Raw genomic sequence first — 24341 nt, 5'->3', positions numbered from 1 at the left:
TTGGAATACCTGGCTATTCCGTGCGGCACGCACCGGTAAGCGCCCGGTGCACGTTGACCACGAAGTCCTGCACGTTGGTGAGGATGGAGCGCGAGGTCAGCGATCCACGATCCGCCAGCTTGCCCGCCGCGAATTCCGAAATGTCCGCGATGAAGAAATGCACCGGGCGCAGGCTGGCCCCCGGCCCGGCCTGATACGAGGGGGTCATGTTGCCGGTGGCGATGGTGTGCAGGGCGGTGGCCAGCGCCACCACCGTGGTGGCGCGGCGCACATGGGCGCGCATGGCGTCCTGTGCGGCGTACACGTCGGCGATGACTTCCGGCAGGGGGCCGTCGTCGCGGATGGACCCGGCCAGCACGTAGGGCACGGAGCGCGTTTCCAGCGCGTGCATCACCCCGTCACGCACGCGGCCAGACTGCACGGCGGCGCGGATGGACCCGCAGCCCCGGATGGTGTTGATGGCGTCCAGATGATGGTAGTGCCCGCGCGGGGCCTGCCGCTTGTCGTACAGCCCCTGCCCCAGCGCGGTGCCGTACAGGGCGGCCTCCAGGTCGTGCGTGGCAAGGGCGTTGCCCGCCAACAGCCCATGCACGTAGCCCGCGTCGATCAGCCCGGCAAAGGCGCGGCGGGCGTCGGCATCGAACACCACGGCAGGCCCGGCCACCCACACGATGTGGCCGTGCTCCCTGTCGTGGCGCAGCACTTCGTACAGGGTGTCGTAATCGAGCGAAAAGGACGTTTCGCGGCTGACGCCGGTACGGAAGGCGAACTTGTCGGCAGTAGCGGCAGGGGAAGGCGAGGCGAATGATGCGGATGGGGCGGTGACAGTGCCCGATGAGGCGGATGCGCCCGATGTGCCGGGTAAGCCGGGTGCGCCAGACGCGGCGGCACCGTCCGCAAGATGCCCAGCGGAAGTCGTGGCGAAGTTGTCTGCCGGTTGAGTGTCAGCTTGGGAAGCTGACGGTTGAGCATCGACAGACATGGGGCCAGACATGCGACCAGACACGTTGGCCGGAGTCCACCCGGCCAGAAAGTCCGGCAACCGGTCCAGCGGCCCGGCATGCACATAGATGCCGTCCTCGCCGTTTTCGCCCCGGCCCACCGCCACCAGATCGCCCTTTTTCAGCCGCCGGAACTCCACCACCTCCAGCGTGCCGTCCGGGTTCTTGCGGATGACGCAATCCATGCGCGACTCCGCAAGCAGCACCCAGCGCCCCGGTTCCACCTGCACGAACTCCGGATAGATGGACGTGGCGTGGTAGTTGTCGGGGGCTACGCCGTCGGCGGGACAATTAGCCAAAACGACAGACACTATGCCCCTCCGTGTTGGTTAGCCTGTTTTCTTTGCTAGTCGAATGAAGGTGGATAAAAAGAGATACATTCCGACAAAGCCTTGGTGTGCTTCTTCTTGAGTTACATCGGCATGGACTCCCTTCGAAGCTAGGCCATAAAGTTTACGCATAAAATTAGCCAACAGGTTCAACTCTGCTTGAACTAATTCTGTAGATGTTGTGGACAGACATTCTGTACGCAAATATTCTTCAAGCCTGTTTAGACATCTATCCTCTGTGAGTTTCCGCACTTGACCGTCAGAGCAGACGATCGTGTCTCGTGACGCTGGATAATACATATCTGCCACAGCGCTCAAAGTTCGCCTAACCTCGGTGAGCAGCAATGCACAGTCTTCTCCTTCCTGCGAAGAAGCAAGCACCGATACTTTTTGTAATTTTTCAAACACAACCCTTGAATTTTGTTTGAAATGTGCATCCACACTGTCCTGGAGTTTCCAAAGTGGAGATGCGTTTATTTTTTTTGGCTGCTGGTGCGATTCAACGAGAATCGCATAATTTAAACAACGCGTTTTTATCCTTGATTTTAATCTATTAAGCGCTTGCATGCGCTGCCTCAGCTGTACTTTTGGCCCTACATTTTCATGATAAAATTTTGCAACATCAAAGTGATGCATCCCTTGCGGAGGAGTCATATCATCAATCATTGCCTGATAGCATTTAAGTTCAGACTCAATTTCTCCCGCTGCAACGGCAAGCACCTGACAATCCTCTTCTTTAGAGCGCCTTCCTGTTAAGAGATAACCCATGTCATGTATTTCCCTCCATCGCGCCTTCGATCTTTCCCATATAAATTTTTGAGTCTCCTTTTCTATTTGCGGAGCCATATCGCATATCGCCCTCACCGTATCTTCCATCCCAAAACACAGCTCCTGCATAAACACAGCAGCGTTCAAGTAATCATTTATATACCGCGCAATCCTAAGACAGACCATTGTAGCGCCTTCAACATCATCACTTTCAACACATTCATGCACTCTTTTCAAAGCTTGAGAAATATTTTTTTCCATAGTTATCCCACGTACTATTTCTTAAACAACTCCTGGCAACGCACACACTATAATAGTTCTCAAAATTATACATACAACTCCCCACCCACACAGTCATTGATGACCAGCAGGGGGAAGTCCTTCACGGTCAATTCACGTATGGCTTCCGGGCCAAGGTCGTCGTAGGCGATGACGGTGGCGGCCGTGATGCACTGCGAAAGCAGCGCGCCCGCGCCGCCGGTGGCCCCCAGATAGACCCCGGTATGTTCTTTCAGGGCGTCGCGCACTTCGGTGTTGCGGCGCCCCTTGCCGATGGTGGCCTTCAGTCCCAGCGCGTGCAGGCGGGGGGCGTAGCTGTCCATGCGGTAGCTGGTGGTGGGACCGGCGGAACCGATGGGACGTCCGGGCGGGGCCGGGCTGGGGCCAACGTAGTAGATCACCGCACCGCGCAGGTCGAAGGGCAGGTCTTCGCCCCGGTCCAGCGATTCGGCAAGGCGGCGGTGGGCCGCATCGCGCGCGGTGTAGATGGTGCCGGACAGAAAGACCACGTCGCCGCTGCGCAGTTGTGCCACGGCCTCATCGGTCAGGGGGGTGGTAAGGTGGTGGGTAGCCATATCTGATTCCTTGTATTTCCGTACATGTCCCGAGGCGGGACCGCAATGAGGCTATTGTGGATGACTGACGATTGCGTTGCCGCACGCCGCATCGGTCAGCGAGGTGCGGGCATCCGCACCGTGCGTGGCACCCGCGTCGGGTAGGTTCGCAATCCCGCGCCATCCGGTAATGGCTGGACAACAACCGGGCCTCAACCGGGCCGCAGCTCACTCGCAGGTGACCCGAACCCCTGCCGCAACGTCACCGCAACCGGCTTACGACCGTGCTGCGCCATGTGCCGCAACAAATCCGCAACAGTTGCGCAGCTTGCCGAGCACTTGCCGGAAAGCGTCCGCCGGGTTGCTCTGCCCGGCTATTCCGCCCGACTTTTCCGCCCAGCCCACGTCCCGGCTCGTCGCCTCTGCTACAACTCTATCTCGCCGTGCCGGGCCGAATGGCACTGCACGTTCACGGCCAGCGGCAGGCTGGCCAGATGGCACGGGGCAAAGGCCATCTTCACGCCAAGGCAGGTGGTCTTGCCGCCAAGGCCCATGGGGCCGATGCCCAGTTCGTTGATGGCGGCCAGCAGTTCCGCCTCTTTGGCGGCCATGTCCGGGTCGGGGTGGATGTCCGTGAGCGGGCGCAGCAGCGCCTTCTTTGCCAGGATGGGCGCGTAGTCGAAGGTGCCGCCCACGCCCACGCCGATGATGGTGGGCGGGCAGGGGTTGGGCCCCGCCTCGCGCACGCGCTGCACCACAAAGTCCTTGATGCCCTGCCACCCCTGCGCGGGGGCCAGCATGGTCACGCGCGACATGTTCTCGCTGCCGCCGCCCTTGGCCATGAAGGCAATGCGCAGCCGGTCGCCGGGCACAAGGTCCATGTGGATGACCGCCGGAGTGTTGTCGCCGGTGTTCTTGCGGGTCATGGGGTCGCAGGCGGACTTGCGCAGAAAGCCTTCGGCATAGCCGATGCGCACGCCCTCGGTGATGGCCTCGCGCAGGGTCATGCCGTCCACGCGACAGTCCTCGCCAAGCTCCACGAAAAAGACGGCCAGCCCCGTGTCCTGACACAGCGGCAGGCCGGTGGTGGCCGCCAGGTCGGCGTTTTCCAGCAGTTGCCGGAACACCTCTTTGGCGACGTCGCTTTCCTCTTCCGCCTGCGCGCGGCAGAAGGCCCACCGCACGTCCTTGGGCAGGTAGCGGTTGCACTCCACGCACAGCCGCGCCACTTCCTCCACAACTCGTGTCGCCGGTATGCGGCGCATGTCTGGCTCCTTTGTCCGGTATGAACGGGGGAGAACCGGGGAATGGCCCCGTGCCTCCATACTTTCGATTCGGCTGCGGACGTTGCGTCCATGCGGCCCTGTCTGTTGCCGCCGCGCCACCCTAGCAAGCCTTGAGTGCCCACCGCAACAAGGCTGCGCAGCACCCCGGACGTCCGCGCACGGTACGGGCCGAAGCAACCACCGCAACCGCACAGCAGCGCAAGCAGTGGCGGGTATGCGGTCTTTCCCGCGTCACCCGGCAGCGCCAACCGCCGAACGGATTGCGCCCGCCGCCGGAGATCACCGCCGCGCAAGCGGCGGAAGCTCCGGCGTGGCGGGCGCACCGGGAACAATGCTGCGGACAAGACACGCGCACGCGCGGGGCCAAGGCGGCGGGAGCACCGCGCGCATGGCATTCCCGCCGGTCAGATCACCCGAAGGCGCCCTGCGCCGCAGGGAAGCTGCCCGGCACGGGGAATGCGCGCATGAGGCCAAAGGGAGGGGGGCGGCGGGGAGCGCGAGGACGTCAGCCGTTAGATGAACGCAACGCGCGAATCTTACGGATGACGATAGCAACGCTGGCTCGCAGGGGGAACCGCAGGTTCCCCTTGGCAGCCCCTCGCAATATAACGAAATCAAGCGGCAAGTTATCTGCTGGCGTGCATTCGTAGAAGCCCGTCCGACAGGGCACTACCCGCTCCCTTCTTTTTCCGCCTTCTCCCCTTACGTCCTGCTACCCCCCGAACGGCAGCAGCTTTTTCAGCACGGTCAGCCCCATCTTGCGCCGCAGATACCCCAACTGGTTCTGCAACGGCAGGTGCTTGGGACAGACATCCTCGCAGGCCAGAAGGCCCATGCAGCCGAAGATGCCCTCGTCGGAACCGATGATCTCGTAGAAATCCGCGTCGGTGCGTTCATCGCGCGGGTCGGCGGCAAAGCGCGCCACGCGGATGAACCCGGCCGGGGCCAGGAAGTCGGGCCGCAGGTTGGCGGTGCCGCAGGCGGCCACGCAGCAGCCGCATTCGATGCAGCGGTCCAGTTCGTAGATGGCGTTGGCCACCTCGTTTTCCATGCGCGCTTCCTGCGCGGCGGGCTCGAATTCCGCGCGGGTGTGAATCCACGATTCGGTGCGCTGGTACATGGCGCGGAACCACGTGCCCGTATCCACCGCCAGGTCGCCCACCAGCTTGAACACCGGCAGGGGCAACAGGGTGATGGTGGCGGGCAGGTCGCGCGTCTTGGTGTGGCAGGCCAGGCCGGGCCGCCCGTTGATGACCATGGCGCACGAGCCGCACACCCCGGCGCGGCAGCAGAAGTCGAACTTCAGCGAGGGGTCCTGTTCCTCGCGCAGGCGGTGCAGGGCGATGAACAGCGTCATGCTGTCCGTCTCGTCCAGACGGTAGGTGTCCATGTGCGGCACGGACGCCGGGTCCTGCGGATTGTGGCGGAAGATGTTGAAGGTCAGCGAGCGTTGCATGTGCGTGGTCCCCCTCAGGAAGCTGCCGGAATGATCTTGCCGCCGCCATAACCCCGGTCGCCGGGAGGCAACTCGACGTAACTGGTGGCCGGTTCGTAGTCGAGGTGCGGCAAATCCGCCCCCGGACGCCACGAGGCCAGCGTGCGGTTCAGCCAGTCGCGGTCGTTGCGTTCCGGGAAGTCCTCCCGGGTGTGCGAGCCGCGGCTTTCGGTGCGCATCAGCGCGCCGTGGCACACGCACAGCGCCAGCCGCACCATGCCCGGCATGCGGATGGCCAGCGCCAGTTCCGCGTTGGCCCCCACCCCGTCGGAGGCAAGGCCAATGTGCTGCGCCCGCTCGTGCACCTCTTGCAGGGCCTGCACGCCCCACGTCAGGTCCTTGCCGTTGCGGAACACGTAGGCCGCCCGTTCCAGGATGTCGTACATGGCCTCGCGCACGGCGTAGACACTTTCCTTGCCGTCCGCGCCAGAGACGATGCGCCCGATGCGCGCCTCGTCCCGTGTTGCCGCCTCGCGCACGTGCGCCGTGGAAAAGGCGGTGTCGTACCCCTGCAAGAATTCCGCGATGTTGCGGCCCACGATGCCGCCCGCCACCACGGTTTCCGCCAGCGAATTGCCGCCCAGCCGGTTGAAGCCGTGCAGGTCCCAGCAGGCGGATTCGCCCGCGCTGAACAGGCCCTTCAGGCCATAGGCCGCGCCGGTCTTGTCGGTGCGCACGCCGCCCATGGAATAGTGCTGGGTGGGCCGCACGGGGATGAGCTGGTGCAGCGGATCAATGCCCAGGAAGTTCTGGCATATCTCGTCCACCTCGCGCAGTTTCGTGCGGATGTGCTGCTCGCCAAGGTGCCGGATGTCCAGCCACAGGTGCTCGCCGTAGGGGCTTTGCACGCCCTTGCCGGTGCGCATGTGCTCGATCATGCGGCGCGAAACCACGTCGCGCGAGGCCAGTTCCGCCTTGTCCGGCTCGTAGTCGGGCATGAAGCGGTATTCGTCACGGTCCAGCAGGGTGCCGCCGTCGCCCCGGCACCCTTCGGTGACCAGGATATCGGTGGGCACGGTGCCGGTGGGGTGAAACTGCACGGCCTCCATGTTGCCGAGCTTCGCCACGCCGGTATCCAGCGCCAGCGACAGGCCCGTGCCTTCGCAGATGATGGCGTTGGTGGAGGCGCGGTAGATGCGCCCGTACCCGCCGGATGCGATCAGCGTGGCCCGCGCGAGGTAGGCGCGCAACTCGCCGGTGCGCAGGCAGCGCACGATGGCCCCGTGGCAGGTTTCGCCGTCGTGGATCAGCGAGACGGCTTCCGACCGGTCGTGCACGGTCACGCCAAGCTGCGCGGCGCGGTTGTCCATGGTGTACAGCACCGCGTGGCCAGCCCCGTCGGATGCGTAGCAGGTGCGCCACTTGGCCGTGCCGCCGAAGGCGCGCGAGTGGATGAGGCCGTGGTTTTCGGCCTTTTCGGTGGCGTCGAAGGGCTTGCCGCCCTTCCAGTAGGTGTGCGTGCCCGCGACAACGCGGTTCCACGGCACCCCCCAGTGGGCCAGGCGGCGCATTTCGATGGGGGCCGCTTCCACGAACATGCGGGCCACTTCCTGGTCCGCGCCCCAGTCGGAGCCTTTCACGGTGTCCAGAAAGTGCACGTCGGGGCTGTCGCCGTCGCCCATGATGGCGTTGCCGAGGGCCGCCTGCATGCCGCCCTGCGCGGCCACGGAATGCGAGCGCCGCGCGGGCACCAGTGAAAGACAGACCACGGAAAAGCCCGCGCCCGCCACTTCGATGGCGCAGCGCTCTCCGGCAAGGCCCGCGCCGATGGTCAGAAGATCGGTGTGGATGATCTGCATTGGCGTGGGTCTCCTATTCCAGCGGCAGCAGCCGGAAGCGCAGCAGGGTGAGCAGCGACAGGCACAGGAACCCGCCCAGCAGGTACAGGCCCTTGCGGGTGATGTCCGCACGGTTTTCGCGGGTAATCAGGCCCCACTTCACCCCGGCGCGCCACGCCCCGATGACCAGATGCAGCGCCAGCGCGGGCAGCACCAGCAGAAACACCCAGAACCAGCCGCCATGCTGCACGCGCACCGCGCTTTTCAGCGCCTGCACCGGCAGGTCGGTAAGGCCCGTCCAGATGTGGATGGTGATGAACACCGCAAGGATGAACGCGGTAACCACCTGCGCGACCCAGGCCCAGGTTTCCGGGTGGTGCAGCAGGCGCGCGTGACGCCAGGCCGTGGCGGCCTGCGCGGCCTTGAAGGGAATCTTGCGGGCGGCCACCGTGGCGTGAACGCAGAACACGATGGCGATGAGCACGCCGCCCACGGTTTCCAGGTGCAGGGCGTCCATGACGCCGGACAGCCCGTTCAGGGCACCCGGGCCGAACAGCACGCTGGAAAGAAAGATCATGTGCATGCAGGCGAACAGCGCCAGCGCCGCCCCCGTGGCCATCTGCACCCAGTCGAGCCAGCCGTCGGCACGGGAGCGTGGCCGGGCCGGGGCGATGCAGTCCGTTTCCATTGAGCCTCCTTGCGAACCTGAGACGGTCGACGCCGGGCAATACCAAGCAACGCGGGGCAAGGCTTGGCAGGGCCGGGCAGGACCGGACATGAGGATGACGGCGGCGGGGCAGGGAAACGGATGCCGATGCCGGGCGCGCGGTACAGGCGGACAAGCGGCGAAGCGCGCGCGACCGGGTCGGACAGCATCCACTGCAATGCGGCGGATTGACTGCCCAACCACCCAATTTCCATACCTTTTCCTGTGCGCTGGACTATGGCCGACGCGCCCGTGCATGTCAAATCATGCGGGGGGCATGGAAGGATGTGGCCTGTTTGCCGCCTGCCGTCGTCGGGTACCGGACGGGCGGTGCCGGGCGGACTGTGCCCGCCAGAGGTTGCCTGACGGGCGGTACCTGACGGGCGGTGCCGGGCGCATGTGAGATGCACCGGTCGGCAACGCTGCCGCGCACCCCATAAGGCCGGGGCGCTCGCGGGCCGGGGCGGGGTGCTTGCGAACGGAAGGCAGGCAAGCCCCCGGCCCCGGAAAAAGTTGTTGTCGGCCACGGCCCGAAAATCACGGGCACTTGCAATTCGCGGCGGCTGCGGATAGGGGGGAAATTTCCCGACACCAGCGGGCCGCAACAGCAGGACATGGCCAGCATGCGCAGACCGCCACGGCCTGCCCCGACGCCGCCCGGTTCGCCTGCGGTTCGCCTGCGGTCCGCATCCGTCGGAGATATCGTTTTGAGGGGGGCCTCAATGCGCGAAATACGTGAAGAACTCATCCGGCTGGCCCGTGAATCGGGCTTGCCCGTGCCGGTGGACGCCTCGGTGACCGAGGTGGTGCAACTGCTGGGCAGCGACGCGCACCTGTCGCCCGACCTGTGCGAAGCGCTGAACCACATCCTCGCCGGGCTCGGCGGGGTTGCCGTTCCCGCCGCCTGCAAATAGCGCACGCAAACAAGGGGCATGCCCGTCGCCATCATGACGGGCATGCCCCTTGATTTTTCTCGTGTAATCCGCACCCTTGCGCACGGCGCACGGGCTGCGCCGCACTGGTGCGCCCCGCGTCGGTCCGTCGTGCGCGTCAGTGCGCCCGCAGGCCGGAGGCCATGCGGCCAGCCGACCGGGCACGGCCAGACCACGGCCAGACCACGGCCAGACGCACCGCCAACCGTGCCGCCAGTTCCGTCGCCAATCCCGCCCGCTACATGTCCACGTCCAGCGCCAGCCCCACCGGGCAGTGGTCCGACCCCATGACGTGCATGTCTATCCACGCGTCGCGCACCGCGCCGCGCAGTTCCTCGGATACGAAGAAATAGTCGATGCGCCAGCCCACGTTCCGCTCGCGGGCGCGGGTCTTGTACGACCACCACGAATAGGCGTGGGGCGTGTCGCCCTGCACCAGCCGGAAGGTGTCCACGTAGCCCGCCGCCGTGAAGCGGTCCATCCATGCCCGTTCGATGGGCAGAAAGCCGGAAATGTCCTCGTTGTCCTTGGGCCGGGCAAGGTCGATGGGCCGGTGCGCGGTGTTGAAGTCGCCGCAGACCACGATGGGCTTGTGGCGGCGCAGGTCTTCGGCGTGGTTCAGGAAGGCGTCGTAGAAGCCCAGCTTGTAGTTCAGCCGCTCCTCGCCCTGCCCGCCGTTGGGAAAGTAGATGTTGAAGTAGTGGAAGGCCGGAAATTCCAGATGGATGCACCGGCCTTCGCCCTGCCAGGCGGGGTCCGGCATGTCCAGATGCACGGCCAGCGGCTCCACCCGGCTGAACACGGCCACCCCGGAGTAGCCCTTCTTCACCCGCGAGGCCAGCCACCATGCCTTCCAGCCCTCCGGATCGCGGTGGGCGGCGGGCACCTGTTCCGGCTCGGCCTTGGTTTCCTGCAAGCCCACGATGTGGCCGTCGCACCCGGCGAACCAGTTCCATTCCGGCTTGCCGCTCAGGGCGCGGATGCCGTTGACGTTCCAGGAATACAGCTTGAGCAGCACGGGGCCTCCCTGCGTGCGGACGTGACGGATGTGGTGAGGAGATGACGAATGGGCGGCGGCACGCTCTGCACCGCCAGCACGGCCCTTCCGGATCATGGCCCCTTCCGGTTCATGCGCCCTTCCGGCTCATGGGGCGCATGGACACATGGGGCGCATGCGGTGCGGACAGCGCGAGGCGGGGCGGCTATGCCGACGGGCCGGAATCCGTCCCCGTGGCGGGTTCGTGCGCCTCGTCGAATCCGTGGCGCAACCGCGCCGCGTACTGCATGTCCACGCCCAGGATGTGGTCTTCGAACCACGACTTCAGGAAGTGGAACATCTCCAGCGGCAGCATGGGCGGGTGCGCGTCCGCGTCGAGCGCCAGGGTGAATTCGCGCACCCGCGAAAGAAACTTCAGGTGCTCGCCCTGATGAAAGGTCAGCAACTCCGGCGCCACCTGGCCCACCACGGCTTCTTCCGCCGAAAAATGCGCGGCGGCATGGGCCTTCAGGCCGGACAGCACGGCGCGCAGGCGGCTGCCGTCCTCCGGGCTGGCGGCGGCCTCGGCCATGTCGTTCAGCAGTTCGATGATGCGGGCATGCTGGGCGTCCAGCTCGGTAATGCCCACGCTGAACCGGTTCGACCACTCCACATGACGCATGACGGCTCCTTGGATGCGTGGCGCGGGGTACAGTTCCTTCCCGCGTCCGGCCAGCATACACTGCGGAAGAGCCGCTGCGAAAGGGGGTTAGTCACGAAAGCACATGGGGGAAACGCCCCGTGGCGGTACCGGCAGGGCCGGGGCAGCCCCTAGTGTCTGGACCGATCGACGAACAGGCCGGGCACGTCCTCGCCCGGCACCGGACGCGAGAACAGATAGCCCTGGCCGCCCTCGCACGAAAGTTCGGACAGCATGATGCGCTGTTCCTCTTCCTCCACGCCTTCGGCCACCACGTCCAGGCCAAGGCTGTGCGCCAACGCCACAACGGCCTGCACGATCTTGAAGTGCCCCGGCTCGCGGCACATGCGCGCCACGAAGCTCTGGTCCACCTTCAGGGTGTCGATGGGGAACTGTTGCAGGTAGCTGAGCGAGGAATAGCCGGTGCCGAAGTCGTCGATGCACAGCCGCACGCCGATTTCCTTCAGCCTGCGCAGCACCAGATTGGCGTAGTCCGGGTTTTCCATCAGCATGGTTTCGGTCACTTCCAGCTTCAGGCACCTGGCGGGCAGGCCCGTTTCGCGCAGCACGGCGGCCACCTGCTCCACAAGGCCCGGTTGCGAAAGCTGCCGCGCCGAAAGGTTCACGTGCATGATCACGCCGCGCATGGAGGGCTGCTGTTCGCGCCATGCGGCCAGGGCGCGGCACGCCTCTGCCAGCACCCAGTGGCCCACCTGGTGGATCTGCCCGGTGGATTCGGAGACGGGAATGAATTCCGACGGCCCCACGATGCCCCGGTCCGGGTGGTTCCAGCGCACCAGCGCCTCGAACCCGGTCAGCCTGCGGTCGTGCAGCGACATGATGGGCTGGTAGACCAGGAAGAATTCGTTGTTGTCCAGCGCCCGGTGCAGGTCGATTTCCAGCTGCATCAGGTTCATGGCCTGTTCGAGCATGGAAGGCTGGAACACCGCCATGCCGTCGCCGCCGTGTTCCTTCACGTGGTGCATGGCGATGTTGGCGTTGCGCAGCATCTCGTCGGCGTTGCCGCCGCCCCGGTTCATCACCACGCCCACGCTGGCGGAAATGCGGATCTGGCGGCCCGCCACCTCCAGCGGCGGCTCGAGCGAGGTGCAGATGCGCTGCACCGTGATCAGGGCCTCTTCCTCAGAGCGCACCTCGTCCAGCAGCAGGATGAATTCGTCGCTGCCAAGGCGCGATACGGTGTCGATGGTGCGGGTGTTCTCGGCCAGGCGCCGGGCCACCTCGCGCAGCACCTGGTCACCCGCGGAGTTGCCCATGGAGTCGTTGACCACCTTGAAGCGGTCCAGGTCCAGGAAGGCCACGGCGCACACGTTGTCGACCCCGCGCCGGGCGCGGTGCAGCGAACGGTCGATGCGGTCCAGGCACAGGGCGCGGTTGGGCAGCCCGGTGAGCGGGTCGTGCCAGGCCTGGTGCTTCATCTGGGTAAGCATGATCTTGCGGTCGGTGACATCGCGCCCGCTGAAACGCACCCCCAGCGACGTGCCCTCGGCGTCGTGCAGGCGGCGGCTGGTGCAGGCCAGCCAGCGTTCGCGGCCATCCTGGGTGCGCACGCGCACCTCCACCTCGACCATTTCGGCGCCGGACGCCACCATCTCGCGGTGCTTGCGCCACAGGGGCAGGTCCTCGGGGTGCATGATGCCCTCGATGAACCGGGCATTGGCGCGGAACGATTCCAGGGAATAGCCGGTGATGCGCTGGCAGGCGGGGGTGACGAACACCACCTTGCCGTCGGCGTCCTCCCAGCTTTCCCAGTCGGCCAGATGATCGGCCAGCACGCGGAAGCTCTGCGCGGTGTCGCCATCGGGCAGTGGGGACGGCGCATGCGGAAAGGGCACGGCGTGGCGGGCGCGGGAGGGGGCGTCGTCGTACGGTGCGGGTTCCGGGGAAATCTGCGGCGAGGCGGGCGGGGCGTGGGCGGAAGCCACTACGGAAAGAGGGGCGGCGGGCGGGGGCAGGTCGGGCAGGGGGTCCCGCCCGGAATCAGGCGGCGTGCCGCCGGAGCGCGGGTCGTGCCTGTTCGACGGACCCGGCGCCTGGCCGTGTCCGGTGGCTGCGGCGTGCCACACGCTTTCCGCAGAGTCCTGTCCCTTCTGGTCGCTCACGCGGCATACCCCCTATGCCTTGCCAGCTTGCCGCGCGTGCCACGCGCGTGCGGCCCACCACGCGGGCGGCCGAAGGATGAGTGCTCGTCTGTTCGACTGTTCGACTATTCGACGGGGCCGCAACGACCCGTCACGTGGGCGTAATACAAGCAGCCGGAAATAACAACTCCCGCAGATGGGCGGGGGCGCGCCCACCTTGCCACGCAACACGCTTGTTTCATGACGTATTCACGAAGACCGCACATCCGCCTTCACCGCTTGGCATGGCAATCCGGAATTTCCGGACGGTTTTCCGGTATCCGCCACCCGCATTCCGGCAAGGTCCGCCGGGTTCCCAGGCCGGGGGCGCTGCGCTACACTGCGCGCCGGGCGGTTGCGCCCCGTCCCCTACGCACGCCCCATCACCAACGTCGCCCCGTACGCAAGGATCCGGCATGACGCCACCCACAGCCCAGGCCGCACCGGCCAGCACGCATTCCGCCAACGCCGGTCCGGACGGCATGCCCCCGGACGGCATGCCCCCGGACGGTTCGGCACCGGACGGTTCGGCACCGGGCAACACGTCACCGGACAACACTTCCATGGCCCGCAACGCCGCCACAGTGGCCGGGGCCACGCTGGTGTCGCGGGTGCTGGGCTACGCGCGCGACGCGCTGACCGCGCACATCCTGGGCGCGGGCGCCGGGGCCGACGCCTTTTTCGTGGCCTTTCGCCTGCCCAACCTCATGCGCCGCCTGCTCGGCGAAGGGGCGGTGTCACTGGCGTTCACCCCGGCCTACGTGCGCCTGCGCGAAGGCGAGGGCAACGCGCGGGCCTTCGCCTTCGGGCGGGGGGTGGTGCTGCGCGCGTTGTTGCCGCTGGCCCTGCTGTGCCTTGCGGGCATGGCCCTGGCCCATCCCCTGGCCCTGCTGCTGGCCCCCGGCTTTGGCGCGCAGGGTGCCCCCCCGGGCATGACGGACCGGGCCGCCCACCTTCTGCGCATCTGCCTACCTTACGGGGTGGCCGCCACCTGCGCCGCACTGTGCGCTGGCATGCTGCACGCCCACGGTCGCTTTCTGCCCCCCGCGCTGGCCCCGGCGGTGCTCAATCTGGTCGTCATGGCCACCGGCGGACTGGCTTTGGCCGGGTTCGGCGATGCGGCAACCCTGCTGGCCTGCGGCGTGCTGGCGGGCGGCGTGGCCCAACTGGGCCTGCAACTGTCCGCCCTGCACCCCTTGGGGCTGCGCTGGCGCGCCCCCCTGCCCCGTAGCGACCCGCAGGCCGGTGACGCGGCCCGCGCCCTGCCCGCCGGGGTGTTCGGCGCGTCCGCCCAGCAACTCAACGTGCTGGCCTGCACCCTGCTGGCCTCGTTCCTGTCCGAGGGCAGCGTCACCGCGCTGTACTACGCGGAGCGGCTGATGGAATTTCCGCTGGGGGTCTTTGGCGTGGCCGTGGGCGTGGCCGCCCTGCCCGTCCTTTCCGCACAGGCCGCACAGGCCGGACAACCGGCCACGTCCGGCCCAACTGGCGCATCCGGCTCATCTGGCTCAGTTGGCTCAGTTGGCTCAGCTGGCTCCGCGCACCCGCACGACGGATTCCGCCGGGTGCTGGGCGATGCCCTGCGCCTTTCCCTGTTCATCAGCCTGCCCTCGGCCCTGGGCCTTGCCGCCGTGGCCGTGCCGCTGGTGGCCCTGCTGTTCGGGCACGGGGCCTTCGACCGTCAGGCCGTGGACGCCACGGTGGCGGCGCTGCTGGCCTATGCCCCCGGCATCCCCGCCTTTGCCGTCACCCGCCCGCTGCTGGCCGCCTGCAACGCCCGCCAGGCCACGGGCGCCCCGGTGGCGGCGGGGCTGGTGTCGGTGGTGGTCACGCTGGCCCTTGGCGCGCTGCTGCTGAAGCCGCTGGGGGTCGCCGGACCCGCCCTGGCCGCCAGTTGCGCGGCATGGGTCAACACCGCCTGTCTGGTCCTGGCCCTGCGGCGCGGCGGCATTCCCGTGGACCTGTACCCGCGTTCCGCGCTGCTGCACGCGGCGCTGGCCTGCGCGGCCTGCCTGCCCGCATGGTGGCTGGCGGGTGCCGGGGCAGGCGCGGCATGGGCCGCGCCCGCGCTGCACCCCGCCGTGCGTCTGGCCCTGGGGGTGCCCCTGGCCGCCGCGCTGTACCTGGCCCTTTCGCTGTGCTGCCGCAGCCGGGACGCCCGCGCGCTGCTGCGCGTTGTGCGACGCAAGAAAACAGGCTAGGCTGGCCGGTATGCCCGCCTTGCGCCCCGCCCCTTGCGGCGGAAGGCGCCAACCGCACGGAAACGACGCAACCGGAACGCTCCGGCAGCCGCTCCTTCCGCGCACGAATGGCGCGCACACGAAAGGCACGCACCAGGCACGCACAAGGGACGCCGCATGCCCCAAAAGGCCCCACGCCATCTGCTCACCGGCATCCAGACCCGGCTCGGCCTGCTTATCACGCTGGTCACCACCGTCATGCTGGTGGTGTTCATGGTCATGGACTACACCGCCGCCAGCGGCAAGCTGCACCGCGACATAGAGGACTTCGCGCGGCGGCAGGCCGTGCGCGTGGCGCGCCAGCTTCAGGTGCCCGCGTGGAACCTGGACGCCGTATCCATCTCCTCCGTCATCGCGGCGGAAATGGAAGACCAGCGGGTGTATGCGGTGGCCCTGTTCGAACGCGACGGCACCACCCTGCTCGGCGGCATGCAGCGCGACGGCAACTGGCGCCCCGTGCCTTGGAGCGGCGCCACAGGCGGCGACTTCGTCACCGAGCGTGAAGTGCTGGCCTACCAGGGTGAAGAACTCGGCAGCGTGGTGGTGATGGTCTCGCCGCGCGGCATCCACGACGCCCTGTCCGCCATGGTGCGCGAAAACGCCGTGCGCGTGACCCTGGTGGGCTTCGTGCTGGTGGTGCTGATCATCCTCATCCTGCGGCGCACGGTGGTGGTGCCCGTGGCCGGGCTGGCCCAGGTTGCCCGCAAGGTGGCGGAAGAACGCAACTACGCCCTGCGCGCCGCCCGACACGGCCATGACGAGATCGGTCGGCTGGTGGACGCCTTCAACACCATGCTCGAACAGGTGGAACGCCACGAACGCCAGTTGACCGTGCAGCAGGCCGAACTGGAACGCATGGTGCGCGAACGCACCACGGCGCTGGACACCGCGCAGGCCCGCGTGGATCGCGCCAGCCGCGCCAAGAGTGAATTTCTGGCCGGGGTCACCCACGAACTGCGCACCCCCATGAATGCCGTCATCGGCATGGTGGACATTACCCTTGGCACCGACCTTGCGCCCAAGCAGCGGGAATACCTGAATCTGGTCCGCTCGTCGGCGCGTTCGCTGCTGGGCGTGGTGAACGGCGTGCTGGACTTTTCCAAGCTGGAGGCCGGGCGGCTTGCCCTGGAGGCCATCCCCTTCCGCACCCGCGACCTGCTGGAAGAGGTCACCGACCTGTTCCACGACCGCCTGGCCATCAAGGACATCGAACTGGTGGTGGACATCGACACCGGCGTGCCCCCTGTGCTGGTGGGCGACCCGTTGCGGTTGCGGCAGGTGCTGGTGAACCTGGCCGCCAACGCCTTCAAGTTCACCGAACGGGGCGAGGTGGTCATCCGCGTGGGGCGGGCCGACACGGAGCCAGACATGTGGAGGGACGCGGGGGCCGGGGTGGAAAGCATTCCGGCAGCACCGGCGGACGGCACGACGGACAGCACGCGGGCCGGTGGCGCGCACGGCAACGGCGTGGAACTGGCCTTTTCGGTGCGCGATACGGGCATCGGCATCGCCCCGGAAGCGCGCGAACGGCTGTTCGAGTCGTACAGCCAGGCCGACGTTTCGGTGTCGCGCCGCTTCGGCGGCACCGGCCTTGGGCTGTCCATAGTGCGGGCGCTGGTGCAGCTCATGGGCGGCGACGTGGGTGTGGACAGCGAGCCGGGCCGGGGCAGCACCTTTCGCTTCACCGCCCGGTTCGGACTGCCGCAGGAGCAGGAAGCCCCCGTCCCGCCCCCGCCGCAACTGGCGGGAAAGCAGGCGCTGGTGGCCGAGGCCAACCCCGCCTGCGCGCGCGTACTGGCCCGGCTGCTGGCGCAACTGGGGGTACGCTGTCAGGTGGCGCCCGACGTGGCCGCCCTGCGCACGGCGCTGCATCACGGCCCCACGCCGGTCACCGCCCTTGAGCACGTGACGGACCCCATGGATACCCGGTCGGCGGTCCACGCGGAGCAAGCCCCGCACACGGGGCAGCATGTCCGCCCCACGCCGGGCGCCTGGGATTTCGTGCTCTGCGGCCTGTACCTGCCGGTGATCGGCGCCACCAATGCCGGGGCGTCCAATACCGTGACAACGGAATGCGCGGGTGAACCGGGTGACATACCCAGTGCCTGCGCGGCCTCCACCATTCTCATGCACCTGCGCGAGGAAGGGGTGGCCGTGCCGCCGCTGCTGGTGGCCGCCGCCATGGGCCGCGAACCGGATGCGGAAACCGCCGCCCGCCTCGGCGTGCTGGCCGTGCTGATCAAGCCGGTGAAGTTGAGCGCCCTGCGCGAGGCCGCCCTGCGCGCCGTCAGCCCCGCAGCGGAACAATGCGCCGGAACGGGCACGCGCGGCGCGAAATCCGCCGCCGGGCAGGCTGCCGCCACGGCCAGGAACAGCAATGCCAAGGCCGCCACCGGCCACGCGCCCCCCGGCGGGAGCGCCCCAGTCCAACCAGATCAGGCCCGGCCATCTCAGGTTCGGCCATCTCAGGTTCGGCCAGATCAGGTCCAATCATATCCGGTTCGGCCTGATTCAACCCGACCCGATCAGGTCGGGTCCGATCCGGCCCAGCCGGTTCCGGACCTGCGCGGAACGCGGGTACTGCTGGTGGACGACAACCCCATCAACCGCGCCGTGGCCACCGAAATGCTGCATGCCGCAGGCGTGGAGGTGGAGGCGGTCCCCTCGGGCGAAACGGCGCTGGACACCCTGGCCCGCAGCGCCCGCCCCGCTTATGGGCCCGGTGAGCAGGGTGAGCCAGGTGAGCCGGACAGGCCAGACAGGCCAGACAGGTCAGACAGGCCAGACAGGCCAAACGGGCCAGACAAGCCAGACAGGGCGGACGTCCGCAAGAAGGACACGCAGGACGTTGCCTTCGACGCGGTGCTGCTGGACATCCAGATGCCGGGCATGGACGGCTACCAGACCGCTGCCGCCATCCGGGCGCGCAATGCCTCCGGCGGCCTGCGGCTGCGGCCCGGCGCGCCGGTCATCGCCTTTACCGCACGGGTGGAGGGCGAGGACGAAGAGGCCCTGCACAGGGCGGGCATTGTCGGCAGGCTGCCCAAACCCGTGGACCGGCAGGAACTGCTGGCAACCCTGCACCACCACCTGCCCGCCAAGCCGGTTGCGAACGTAGCGGAACCGCAGGCGGAAACGGACCCGACGGCTGCCGCCCCTGCACGGCCCGCGCAAGCGCCATCCCGACCGCAGACGGGCAACGGCAAGCCCCCCACGGGGCACCGCCCCGCGCCGGAAGACCTGCCCGCATCCCTGCCGGGGCTGGACGTGGCCAGCGGCGTGCGCCGCATGAACGGCAAGGCCTGGCTGTACCTGCGGGTGCTGGGCAGCTTTGTGAATACCTATTCCGGAGCGGGCGAGGAAATGCGCGGGCTGGTGGCCACCGCCAAGCCGGACGTCATGGGACCGGACACCATCGGGCCGGACACCATTGGGCCAGACACGACCGGACCGAACGCCATTGGACCGGACGCCGCCGCTTGGCGCGCCCTGTCGGAGCGTGCACACGCCATGGCGGGCGCGGCGGGCAGCATATCCGCCCACGAGGTGCACGATGCCGCCCGCGCCCTGGAGCGCCTGGGGCTGCTGCTGGCGGGCGACCTGCCCCCGGACGCGGAGAATGAAGGGGATGCGGAGGACGCACGACATGCGTCCGTGCATGACCTTGTGGAACGCTTTGACACGGCGGTTCGCACCACCTGCCGCAGCATCCATACCCTGCTGGACACCCACGGCGGCTGACAGGGCCAACGGGAGCGGACCGGCGGGACAAACGAAACGGGCGGAACAGGCCAATCGGGCGGAGCAGGCCGACGCACCGCACGCGCGGGCATGCCCGGGCTGCCTGCTCCACCGCCGCACGGCGCACCGTCACAAATTTCGTGAAGGAAAACGGCAGGCCGCGCCGCACGCCAGCGGTTGCCCCCATGGACGGGGTTCCGTTCCGGGGCCGGTAGGGGTATGGTCCGCCCGACATGCGCAGAGGAAATTCCACCCATCAGCTCCGGCACGCGCCGGGCGTCCTCACCCGGACAAGTCACGCCCCGACAAGTCACGCCCGGACAAGTCACACCGGACAAGTCGGGCCGGGTTCCGGAAAAAGAAAAGCCCCGCTTTCGCGGGGCACGGAATCAATGGGGCGAATGATGGGACTTGAACCCACGGCCACCTGGGCCACAACCAGGTGCTCTGCCAACTGAGCTACATCCGCCGTAAGAGAGAGCGCATATACACCCGGCGCGGGGACCGGTCAAGAGGCAATCGCCCCCTTTCGGCCCCTTTCGTTACTGACGCCCGTTTCCGACCATGCCCCCATGCCGCCACGGGACAACCCGACGCGGCGCAGCCAAAGCCATCACCCGCGCGGAACATTTCCGCCGCGACTACCCGTAAAGGATACCCACGACCACATGGACAAGCTTGTCATCCAAGGCGGCGTGCCCCTGCGCGGCGCCATTGCCGTCAGCGGCTCCAAGAACGCCGCCCTGCCCATCCTGATGGCCTCGATCCTGGCCGAAGAACCCATCACCTACACCAACGTGCCGCGCCTGCGCGACATCTTCACCACCAACAAGCTGCTGGCCATCCTGGGCTGCCCGGCGGAATTCGACGGCCACACCGTCACCGTCACCCCGTGCGACCTGAAGCCGGAAGCCCCCTACGACCTGGTGAAGACCATGCGCGCCTCGGTGCTGTGCCTTGGCCCGCTGCTGGCCCGCCTGGGCGAGGCCCGCGTGGCCCTGCCCGGCGGCTGCGCCATCGGCGCGCGCCCCGTGGACCTGCACCTGACCGCACTGGAAAAGATGGGCGCCACCTTCGACCTGGATTCCGGCTACATCCAGGGCCGCTGCAAGAAGCTGCGCGGCGCGCACATCCACTTCGACTTCCCCACCGTGGGCGGCACCGAAAACCTGCTCATGGCCGCCACCCTGGCCGAGGGCGAGACCATTCTGGAAAACGTTGCCCGCGAGCCGGAAGTGGTGGACCTGGCCAACTTCCTCATTGCCTGCGGGGCGAAGATCGAAGGGCACGGCTCAAGCATCATCAAGGTGCAGGGCGTGCCGCGCCTTGGCGGGTGCGAATACCGTATCATGCCCGACCGCATCGAGGCGGGCACCTTCATGGTGGCGGCGGGCATCACCGGCGGCGACCTGCTGCTGACCGACTGCCCCTTCGAGGAACTGGAGGCGGTCATCGCCAAGCTGCGCGACATGGGGCTGATCATCGAGCGTGAAGGCACCCGCGACGTGCGCGTGACCCACAACGGCCACCTGCGCGCCCGCGACGTGACCACCCGCCCCTTCCCCGGCTTTCCCACCGACATGCAGGCCCAGATCATGGCCCTGATGACCATTGCCAGCGGCGCGGGCGTGGTGGAGGAAACCATCTTCGAGAACCGCTTCATGCACGTGCCGGAACTGGTGCGCATGGGCGCGGACGTCAAGCTGTCCGGGCACTCCGCCATGGTGCGCGGCGTGCAGAAGCTCATCGGCGCGCCGGTCATGGCCTCCGACCTGCGGGCCAGCGCCTCGCTGGTGCTGGCGGGCCTTGCCGCGCAGGGCGAAACCCACGTCCAGCGCATCTACCACCTGGACCGGGGCTACGAGCGCATCGAGGAAAAACTGAACGCCGTGGGCGCGCGCATCACACGCATGCCCGAATAGCCGCACGCCTTCCGGGCGGGCCCGCCACGCGGCGCGGCCCGCCTTTTTTTGCACCCGGAAAACCCCGCAGGCAGCGCCAGCCATGCACCAGCCGTCCTCGCAGCCTCAGCCCCGACCGGAACCACCATTGGCTCCGCCACTGTTGCCGCCGCTGCTGTTCCGGCAGGCCTGCCTGCTGGCGGCGCTGGCCGGTCTGGCCGCGCTGCCGCCACGGGGCGAACCCGTCTGGGCCGTCACGGCGGCGACGCTGCTGTGGCTGGGCATGGGCGCGCGGGCGCGGGGGGCGGCGCGGGTGGCCGTATACGCGCTGTGCTTCTGCGTGGGGCTGGGGGCGGCATGGCTGCGTGAACCCGGACCGCCCCCGCCAACACCCGCCTGGGCCGACACCGACCGCCCGGTGCGCTTCAGCGGCACGGTGGCCGAGTGCACCCCCACCACCGACGGGCGCATCCGGCTGCTGCTGCGCGATGTGCGGCCAGAGACGAACGCACGGCAGGCGAACGGCGCTGGCGGACCTGCCGCGCCGTTCGGCTCCGCTGCAACAGCGTCCGCAGCGGCATCGGGCGCGACACCGGGCGCGACACCGGATGACACGCCGGGAGCACTGCTGCCCGTCACCGAATCGCCCGCCCCAACGGAACCGATGGAGCACCCGGCACTGCCGGGGCTGCTGGCCCTGTCATGGCAAAGCCCGCCACTGCGGCCCGCGCCAGGCACCCGCCTGACCGTCACCGCCGCCGTGGCCCCCATGCGCGGGCTGGCCAACCCCGGCGGCGACGACAGCGCGGCGTTCTGGGCCTCTCGCGATGTGCGCTTCCGCGCCTGGACCACCCACGCCAAGGGGATGCCCCGCGTGGAGGGAACCCCATCCGCAGGATGGAGCTTCCGCGAGAACCTGCGCACCGCCATGCTGCGGGCCATTGCCCTGCACGGCGCGCCGGAGAACGGCAGATCGGACGCCGCAGCCGGGCCGGACGCCAAAAACGGCGACGCGACGACAGCCGCTGCCACGGAGACGCCCGCCAAAAAGGGCACCGGCGCAAAGCTCCGCCGCAAGGCCACGGCAGAGGCGTCCGGAGCGGGGGCGCCGGTATCGGGGACATTCCCATCGGGGGGGCCCAAGCAGGAACCGTCGGGGCAGGGCGCGTCAGGACAGGAGCCATTCGGGCCGGGAGCGCCCGCGCCGGAATCCGCCGCTGCCGCCGAGCCCGGCCACGCCCCCGAACCGCCCACCCCGGCGGGGGCGTTTCTGCCCGCGCTGGTGCTGGGCGACCGCTTTCATCTGGACAGCCGCGACCTGGACCTTGTGGCCCGCGCCTCGCTGATCCATGCCATTGCCCTGTCGGGCATGCACCTGTGCGCCGCCGCCGCGCTGGGCGCCGCAGTCGCCCTGCTGGCCGGACGCATGGCCCCCGGCGTGTACCTGCGCATTCCGCGCCGCAAGCTGGCCCTGGCCTGCTCGCTGCCGCCCGCGCTGGCCTATGTCTGGCTGGGCGGCGCGCCGCCCTCGCTGGTGCGCGCGGCGCTGATGCTGGTGTTCTGGTCGTGGCTGTACTGGCGGGGCAGGCCGCAGGTGCTGCTGGACGGCCTGCTGTGGGCGGTGTGCGTCATCGTGCTGTTCGACCCCGGCGCGGCGGACGACCTGTCGTTGCAGCTTTCCGCCTGCGCCGTGGCGGGCATTGCCCTGGCCAGGCCGCTGGCCGCCCTGCTGCCCCGTCGACTGCGTGAACTGGGTGGGCTGGGGGGGGTGGGCGAACAGGATGGTCTGGCCGAACGGGGCGGTGCGGCCAGCCATGATGGATACGGCGGCCCCACCGCAACGGCACCGGCGCATCGCATGCACCGGCGCACCGCGCACCCGTGGCGCTCCCGCCTCATGGTGTACGCCGCGCGCACCCTGTGGGTGACCCTGTGCATCCAGCTGATCCTGCTGCCCCTGTCCGCGCGGGTATTCGGCACGTCCAGCCCGTGGTTCGCCTTGAACCTGCTGTTCCTGCCGCTCATCGACGGAGTGGCGCTGCCGCTGGGCCTTGCGGGCATGGCCATGGCCCCCGCGGCTCCGGAGGTGGCCGGATGGCTGTTGCTGGTGGCCCGCTGGCCGTTCGATCTGTTGCTGGTTTCGCTGCGCTGGCTGGACGGCGCGGGCCTGCTGGGCAACCCCCAGTTGCTGCGCCCCCACCCCGCCGCCATGCTGGGGCTGTGGGTGCTGCTGGGCGCGGCGGTGCTGCATGTATCGGAGCGGGTATCGGACCAGACATCCGGGGGCGCGACCGGTCAGGCAACAGGCTCCACACGCCGTCGCGCCGCCCTGCTGCTGGCAGCCGGGGCGCTGCTGATGCTGGGGCCGGTGTGGCCGCGCCTTGCCGCCGCCACGGACCCTGCCGTGCGGCTGGCCGTGCTGGACGTGGGGCAGGGGCAGTCCGTGGCGCTGGATTGGGGCGCTGGCCGCATGCTGGTGGATGGCGGGGGCACGGCCTCGCGCTCGTGGGACACCGGACGCCGCGTGGTGGCCCCGGCGCTGACCGACAACCGCCCGCCCCGGCTGGACGCGGTGGTCTGGTCGCACCCGGACCGCGACCATTTGCGGGGGCTTCTGTACGTCATCGACGCCTTTGCCGTGCGCCGGGTGGCGGGCAACGGCGAACCGCCGCACGGCGAGGACGGCGCGCGGCTGGCCGCCATCCTGCGCCATGCCCGACTGGTCGGACATCACGAGGAACGCTGGCATGCCGGGCAGCGCATTCCCCTTGCAGACGGCCTGGAACTGGAAGTGCTGCACCCACCCCTGCCGGAGGCGGCTGGCCCCGCCTTTGACGGCAACGACGCCTCGCTGGTGCTGCGCCTGACGGCGCGCGACGACAGCAATCGGCAGGACGGGCCGAATCGACCGGATGGACTGAATGGACCGGATGGACCAAATGGACAAGGCGGGCCAAATGGGCAGGACGGACGTGGTAGACGGCGCGGCCTGGCGCTGATTCCCGGCGATGCGGGCGACCCGGCCATCCGCGCCCTGCTGGACGCGGGCACGGACCTTTCGGCGGAAGTGCTGGTGCTGCCCCACCACGGCGGCAGGCGCAAACTGCTGCCGCAACTGCTGGATGCGGTGCGTCCCTCCGTGGCCCTGGCCAGTGCGGGCTACCGCAACCGCTGGGGATTTCCCGTGGCGGACACCCGCGCCGCGCTGGCGGCCCGGAACATCCCCCTGCTGGTGACGGCGGAATCGGGCCAGATACAGGCCCGGTGGGATGCGAGGGGAACGAAGGACGCAGAAAAGGCGCGCGACATGGCCGAAACGCGCGTCTGGCCCGGCCCGGCCACCGTCACCACCGCCCGCGACGGGGACGGCGGCGACGCCGACGGCGGACAGTAACGCCAGGCAAACGGCCAGCCTTGACGAACAGGCCTCTGCCCTCTACGCAAAATATACCGAAGGTGCGGGGTCGGAATGTGGCTTCGATTCCCCCGTACCGGGTGGCTGCGCGGCCACATC

15 protein-coding genes and 1 tRNA gene are annotated in these 24341 nt (G+C 68.3%); 5 read left to right on the top strand and 11 right to left on the bottom strand.

The window, feature by feature from the left end:
- Positions 1 to 13 precede the first annotated feature (13 nt).
- The 7 genes from K6142_RS01055 to K6142_RS01025 form a co-directional block, all read right to left on the bottom strand.
- A complete protein-coding gene (locus tag K6142_RS01055) occupies positions 14 to 1312 on the bottom strand; it encodes a hypothetical protein (RefSeq protein WP_223290436.1) in 1299 nt (432 codons plus the stop codon).
- An 18-nt stretch (positions 1313 to 1330) separates the two neighbouring features.
- Positions 1331 to 2359 carry a hypothetical protein gene (locus K6142_RS01050; protein ID WP_190245637.1) on the bottom strand — a complete coding sequence of 343 codons (1029 nt, stop codon included), beginning with the start codon at positions 2357 to 2359 and terminating at the stop codon, positions 1331 to 1333.
- A gap of 65 nt (positions 2360 to 2424) precedes the next feature.
- Complete coding sequence (locus K6142_RS01045) at positions 2425 to 2952, bottom strand: Fe-S-containing hydro-lyase (protein ID WP_190245638.1); 528 nt, start codon at positions 2950 to 2952, stop codon at positions 2425 to 2427.
- A 404-nt stretch (positions 2953 to 3356) separates the two neighbouring features.
- Complete coding sequence (locus K6142_RS01040) at positions 3357 to 4196, bottom strand: fumarate hydratase (protein ID WP_190245639.1); 840 nt, start codon at positions 4194 to 4196, stop codon at positions 3357 to 3359.
- A 733-nt stretch (positions 4197 to 4929) separates the two neighbouring features.
- Positions 4930 to 5673, bottom strand: coding sequence for a fumarate reductase iron-sulfur subunit (locus K6142_RS01035; protein WP_190245640.1), 744 nt, complete (start codon positions 5671 to 5673; stop codon positions 4930 to 4932).
- A 14-nt stretch (positions 5674 to 5687) separates the two neighbouring features.
- On the bottom strand, positions 5688 to 7511 hold the full coding sequence (locus K6142_RS01030) for a fumarate reductase flavoprotein subunit (protein WP_190245641.1): 1824 nt from the start codon (positions 7509 to 7511) through the stop codon (positions 5688 to 5690).
- Positions 7512 to 7524: 13 nt separating this feature from the next.
- On the bottom strand, positions 7525 to 8178 hold the full coding sequence (locus tag K6142_RS01025; protein ID WP_190245642.1) for a succinate dehydrogenase/fumarate reductase cytochrome b subunit: 654 nt from the start codon (positions 8176 to 8178) through the stop codon (positions 7525 to 7527).
- A 740-nt stretch (positions 8179 to 8918) separates the two neighbouring features.
- On the opposite strand from K6142_RS01025, the gene K6142_RS01020 reads away from it, so the two are divergent.
- A complete protein-coding gene (locus K6142_RS01020) occupies positions 8919 to 9110 on the top strand; it encodes a hypothetical protein (protein WP_015946089.1) in 192 nt (63 codons plus the stop codon).
- Positions 9111 to 9366: 256 nt separating this feature from the next.
- Here K6142_RS01020 and K6142_RS01015 read toward each other — a convergent pair whose 3' ends face one another.
- The 3 genes from K6142_RS01015 to K6142_RS01005 all read right to left on the bottom strand — a co-directional run bounded on the left by K6142_RS01015 (position 9367) and on the right by K6142_RS01005 (position 12927).
- Entirely contained in the window at positions 9367 to 10146 is a 780-nt protein-coding gene (locus K6142_RS01015; RefSeq protein WP_015946088.1) for an exodeoxyribonuclease III, read from the bottom strand.
- Between the two features lie 184 nt (positions 10147 to 10330).
- The gene (locus K6142_RS01010) at positions 10331 to 10786 is read right to left on the bottom strand and encodes a bacteriohemerythrin (protein ID WP_190245643.1); all 456 of its coding nucleotides are present in this window, start codon (positions 10784 to 10786) and stop codon (positions 10331 to 10333) included.
- 149 nt (positions 10787 to 10935) lie between these two features.
- Complete coding sequence (locus K6142_RS01005; RefSeq protein ID WP_190245644.1) at positions 10936 to 12927, bottom strand: putative bifunctional diguanylate cyclase/phosphodiesterase; 1992 nt, start codon at positions 12925 to 12927, stop codon at positions 10936 to 10938.
- Between the two features lie 434 nt (positions 12928 to 13361).
- Between K6142_RS01005 and murJ the strand changes: the two genes are divergently transcribed.
- Positions 13362 to 15146 (top strand): murein biosynthesis integral membrane protein MurJ, encoded by a 1785-nt coding sequence (murJ, locus tag K6142_RS01000; RefSeq protein WP_223380716.1) that lies wholly within the window; start codon positions 13362 to 13364, stop codon positions 15144 to 15146.
- A gap of 156 nt (positions 15147 to 15302) precedes the next feature.
- The gene (locus tag K6142_RS00995; protein WP_190245992.1) at positions 15303 to 18926 is read left to right on the top strand and encodes an ATP-binding protein; all 3624 of its coding nucleotides are present in this window, start codon (positions 15303 to 15305) and stop codon (positions 18924 to 18926) included.
- Positions 18927 to 19319: 393 nt separating this feature from the next.
- On the opposite strand, the gene K6142_RS00990 is transcribed toward K6142_RS00995, so the two are convergent.
- Positions 19320 to 19395, bottom strand: a tRNA-His gene (locus tag K6142_RS00990).
- Positions 19396 to 19594: 199 nt separating this feature from the next.
- On the opposite strand from K6142_RS00990, the gene murA reads away from it, so the two are divergent.
- Together murA and K6142_RS00980 are read left to right on the top strand one after the other, a co-directional pair.
- Entirely contained in the window at positions 19595 to 20848 is a 1254-nt protein-coding gene (murA, locus tag K6142_RS00985) for a UDP-N-acetylglucosamine 1-carboxyvinyltransferase (protein WP_190245991.1), read from the top strand.
- A 127-nt stretch (positions 20849 to 20975) separates the two neighbouring features.
- Positions 20976 to 24221 (top strand): ComEC/Rec2 family competence protein, encoded by a 3246-nt coding sequence (locus K6142_RS00980; RefSeq protein WP_223380715.1) that lies wholly within the window; start codon positions 20976 to 20978, stop codon positions 24219 to 24221.
- Positions 24222 to 24341: the final 120 nt, after the last annotated feature.

Origin of the sequence: Nitratidesulfovibrio sp. SRB-5 (genome assembly GCF_019931275.1) — a bacterium.
Classification (GTDB): Bacteria; Desulfobacterota; Desulfovibrionia; order Desulfovibrionales; family Desulfovibrionaceae; genus Cupidesulfovibrio.
Note: the sequence above shows the minus strand (reverse complement) of the source record. Positions and strands in the feature narration are given on the sequence as shown.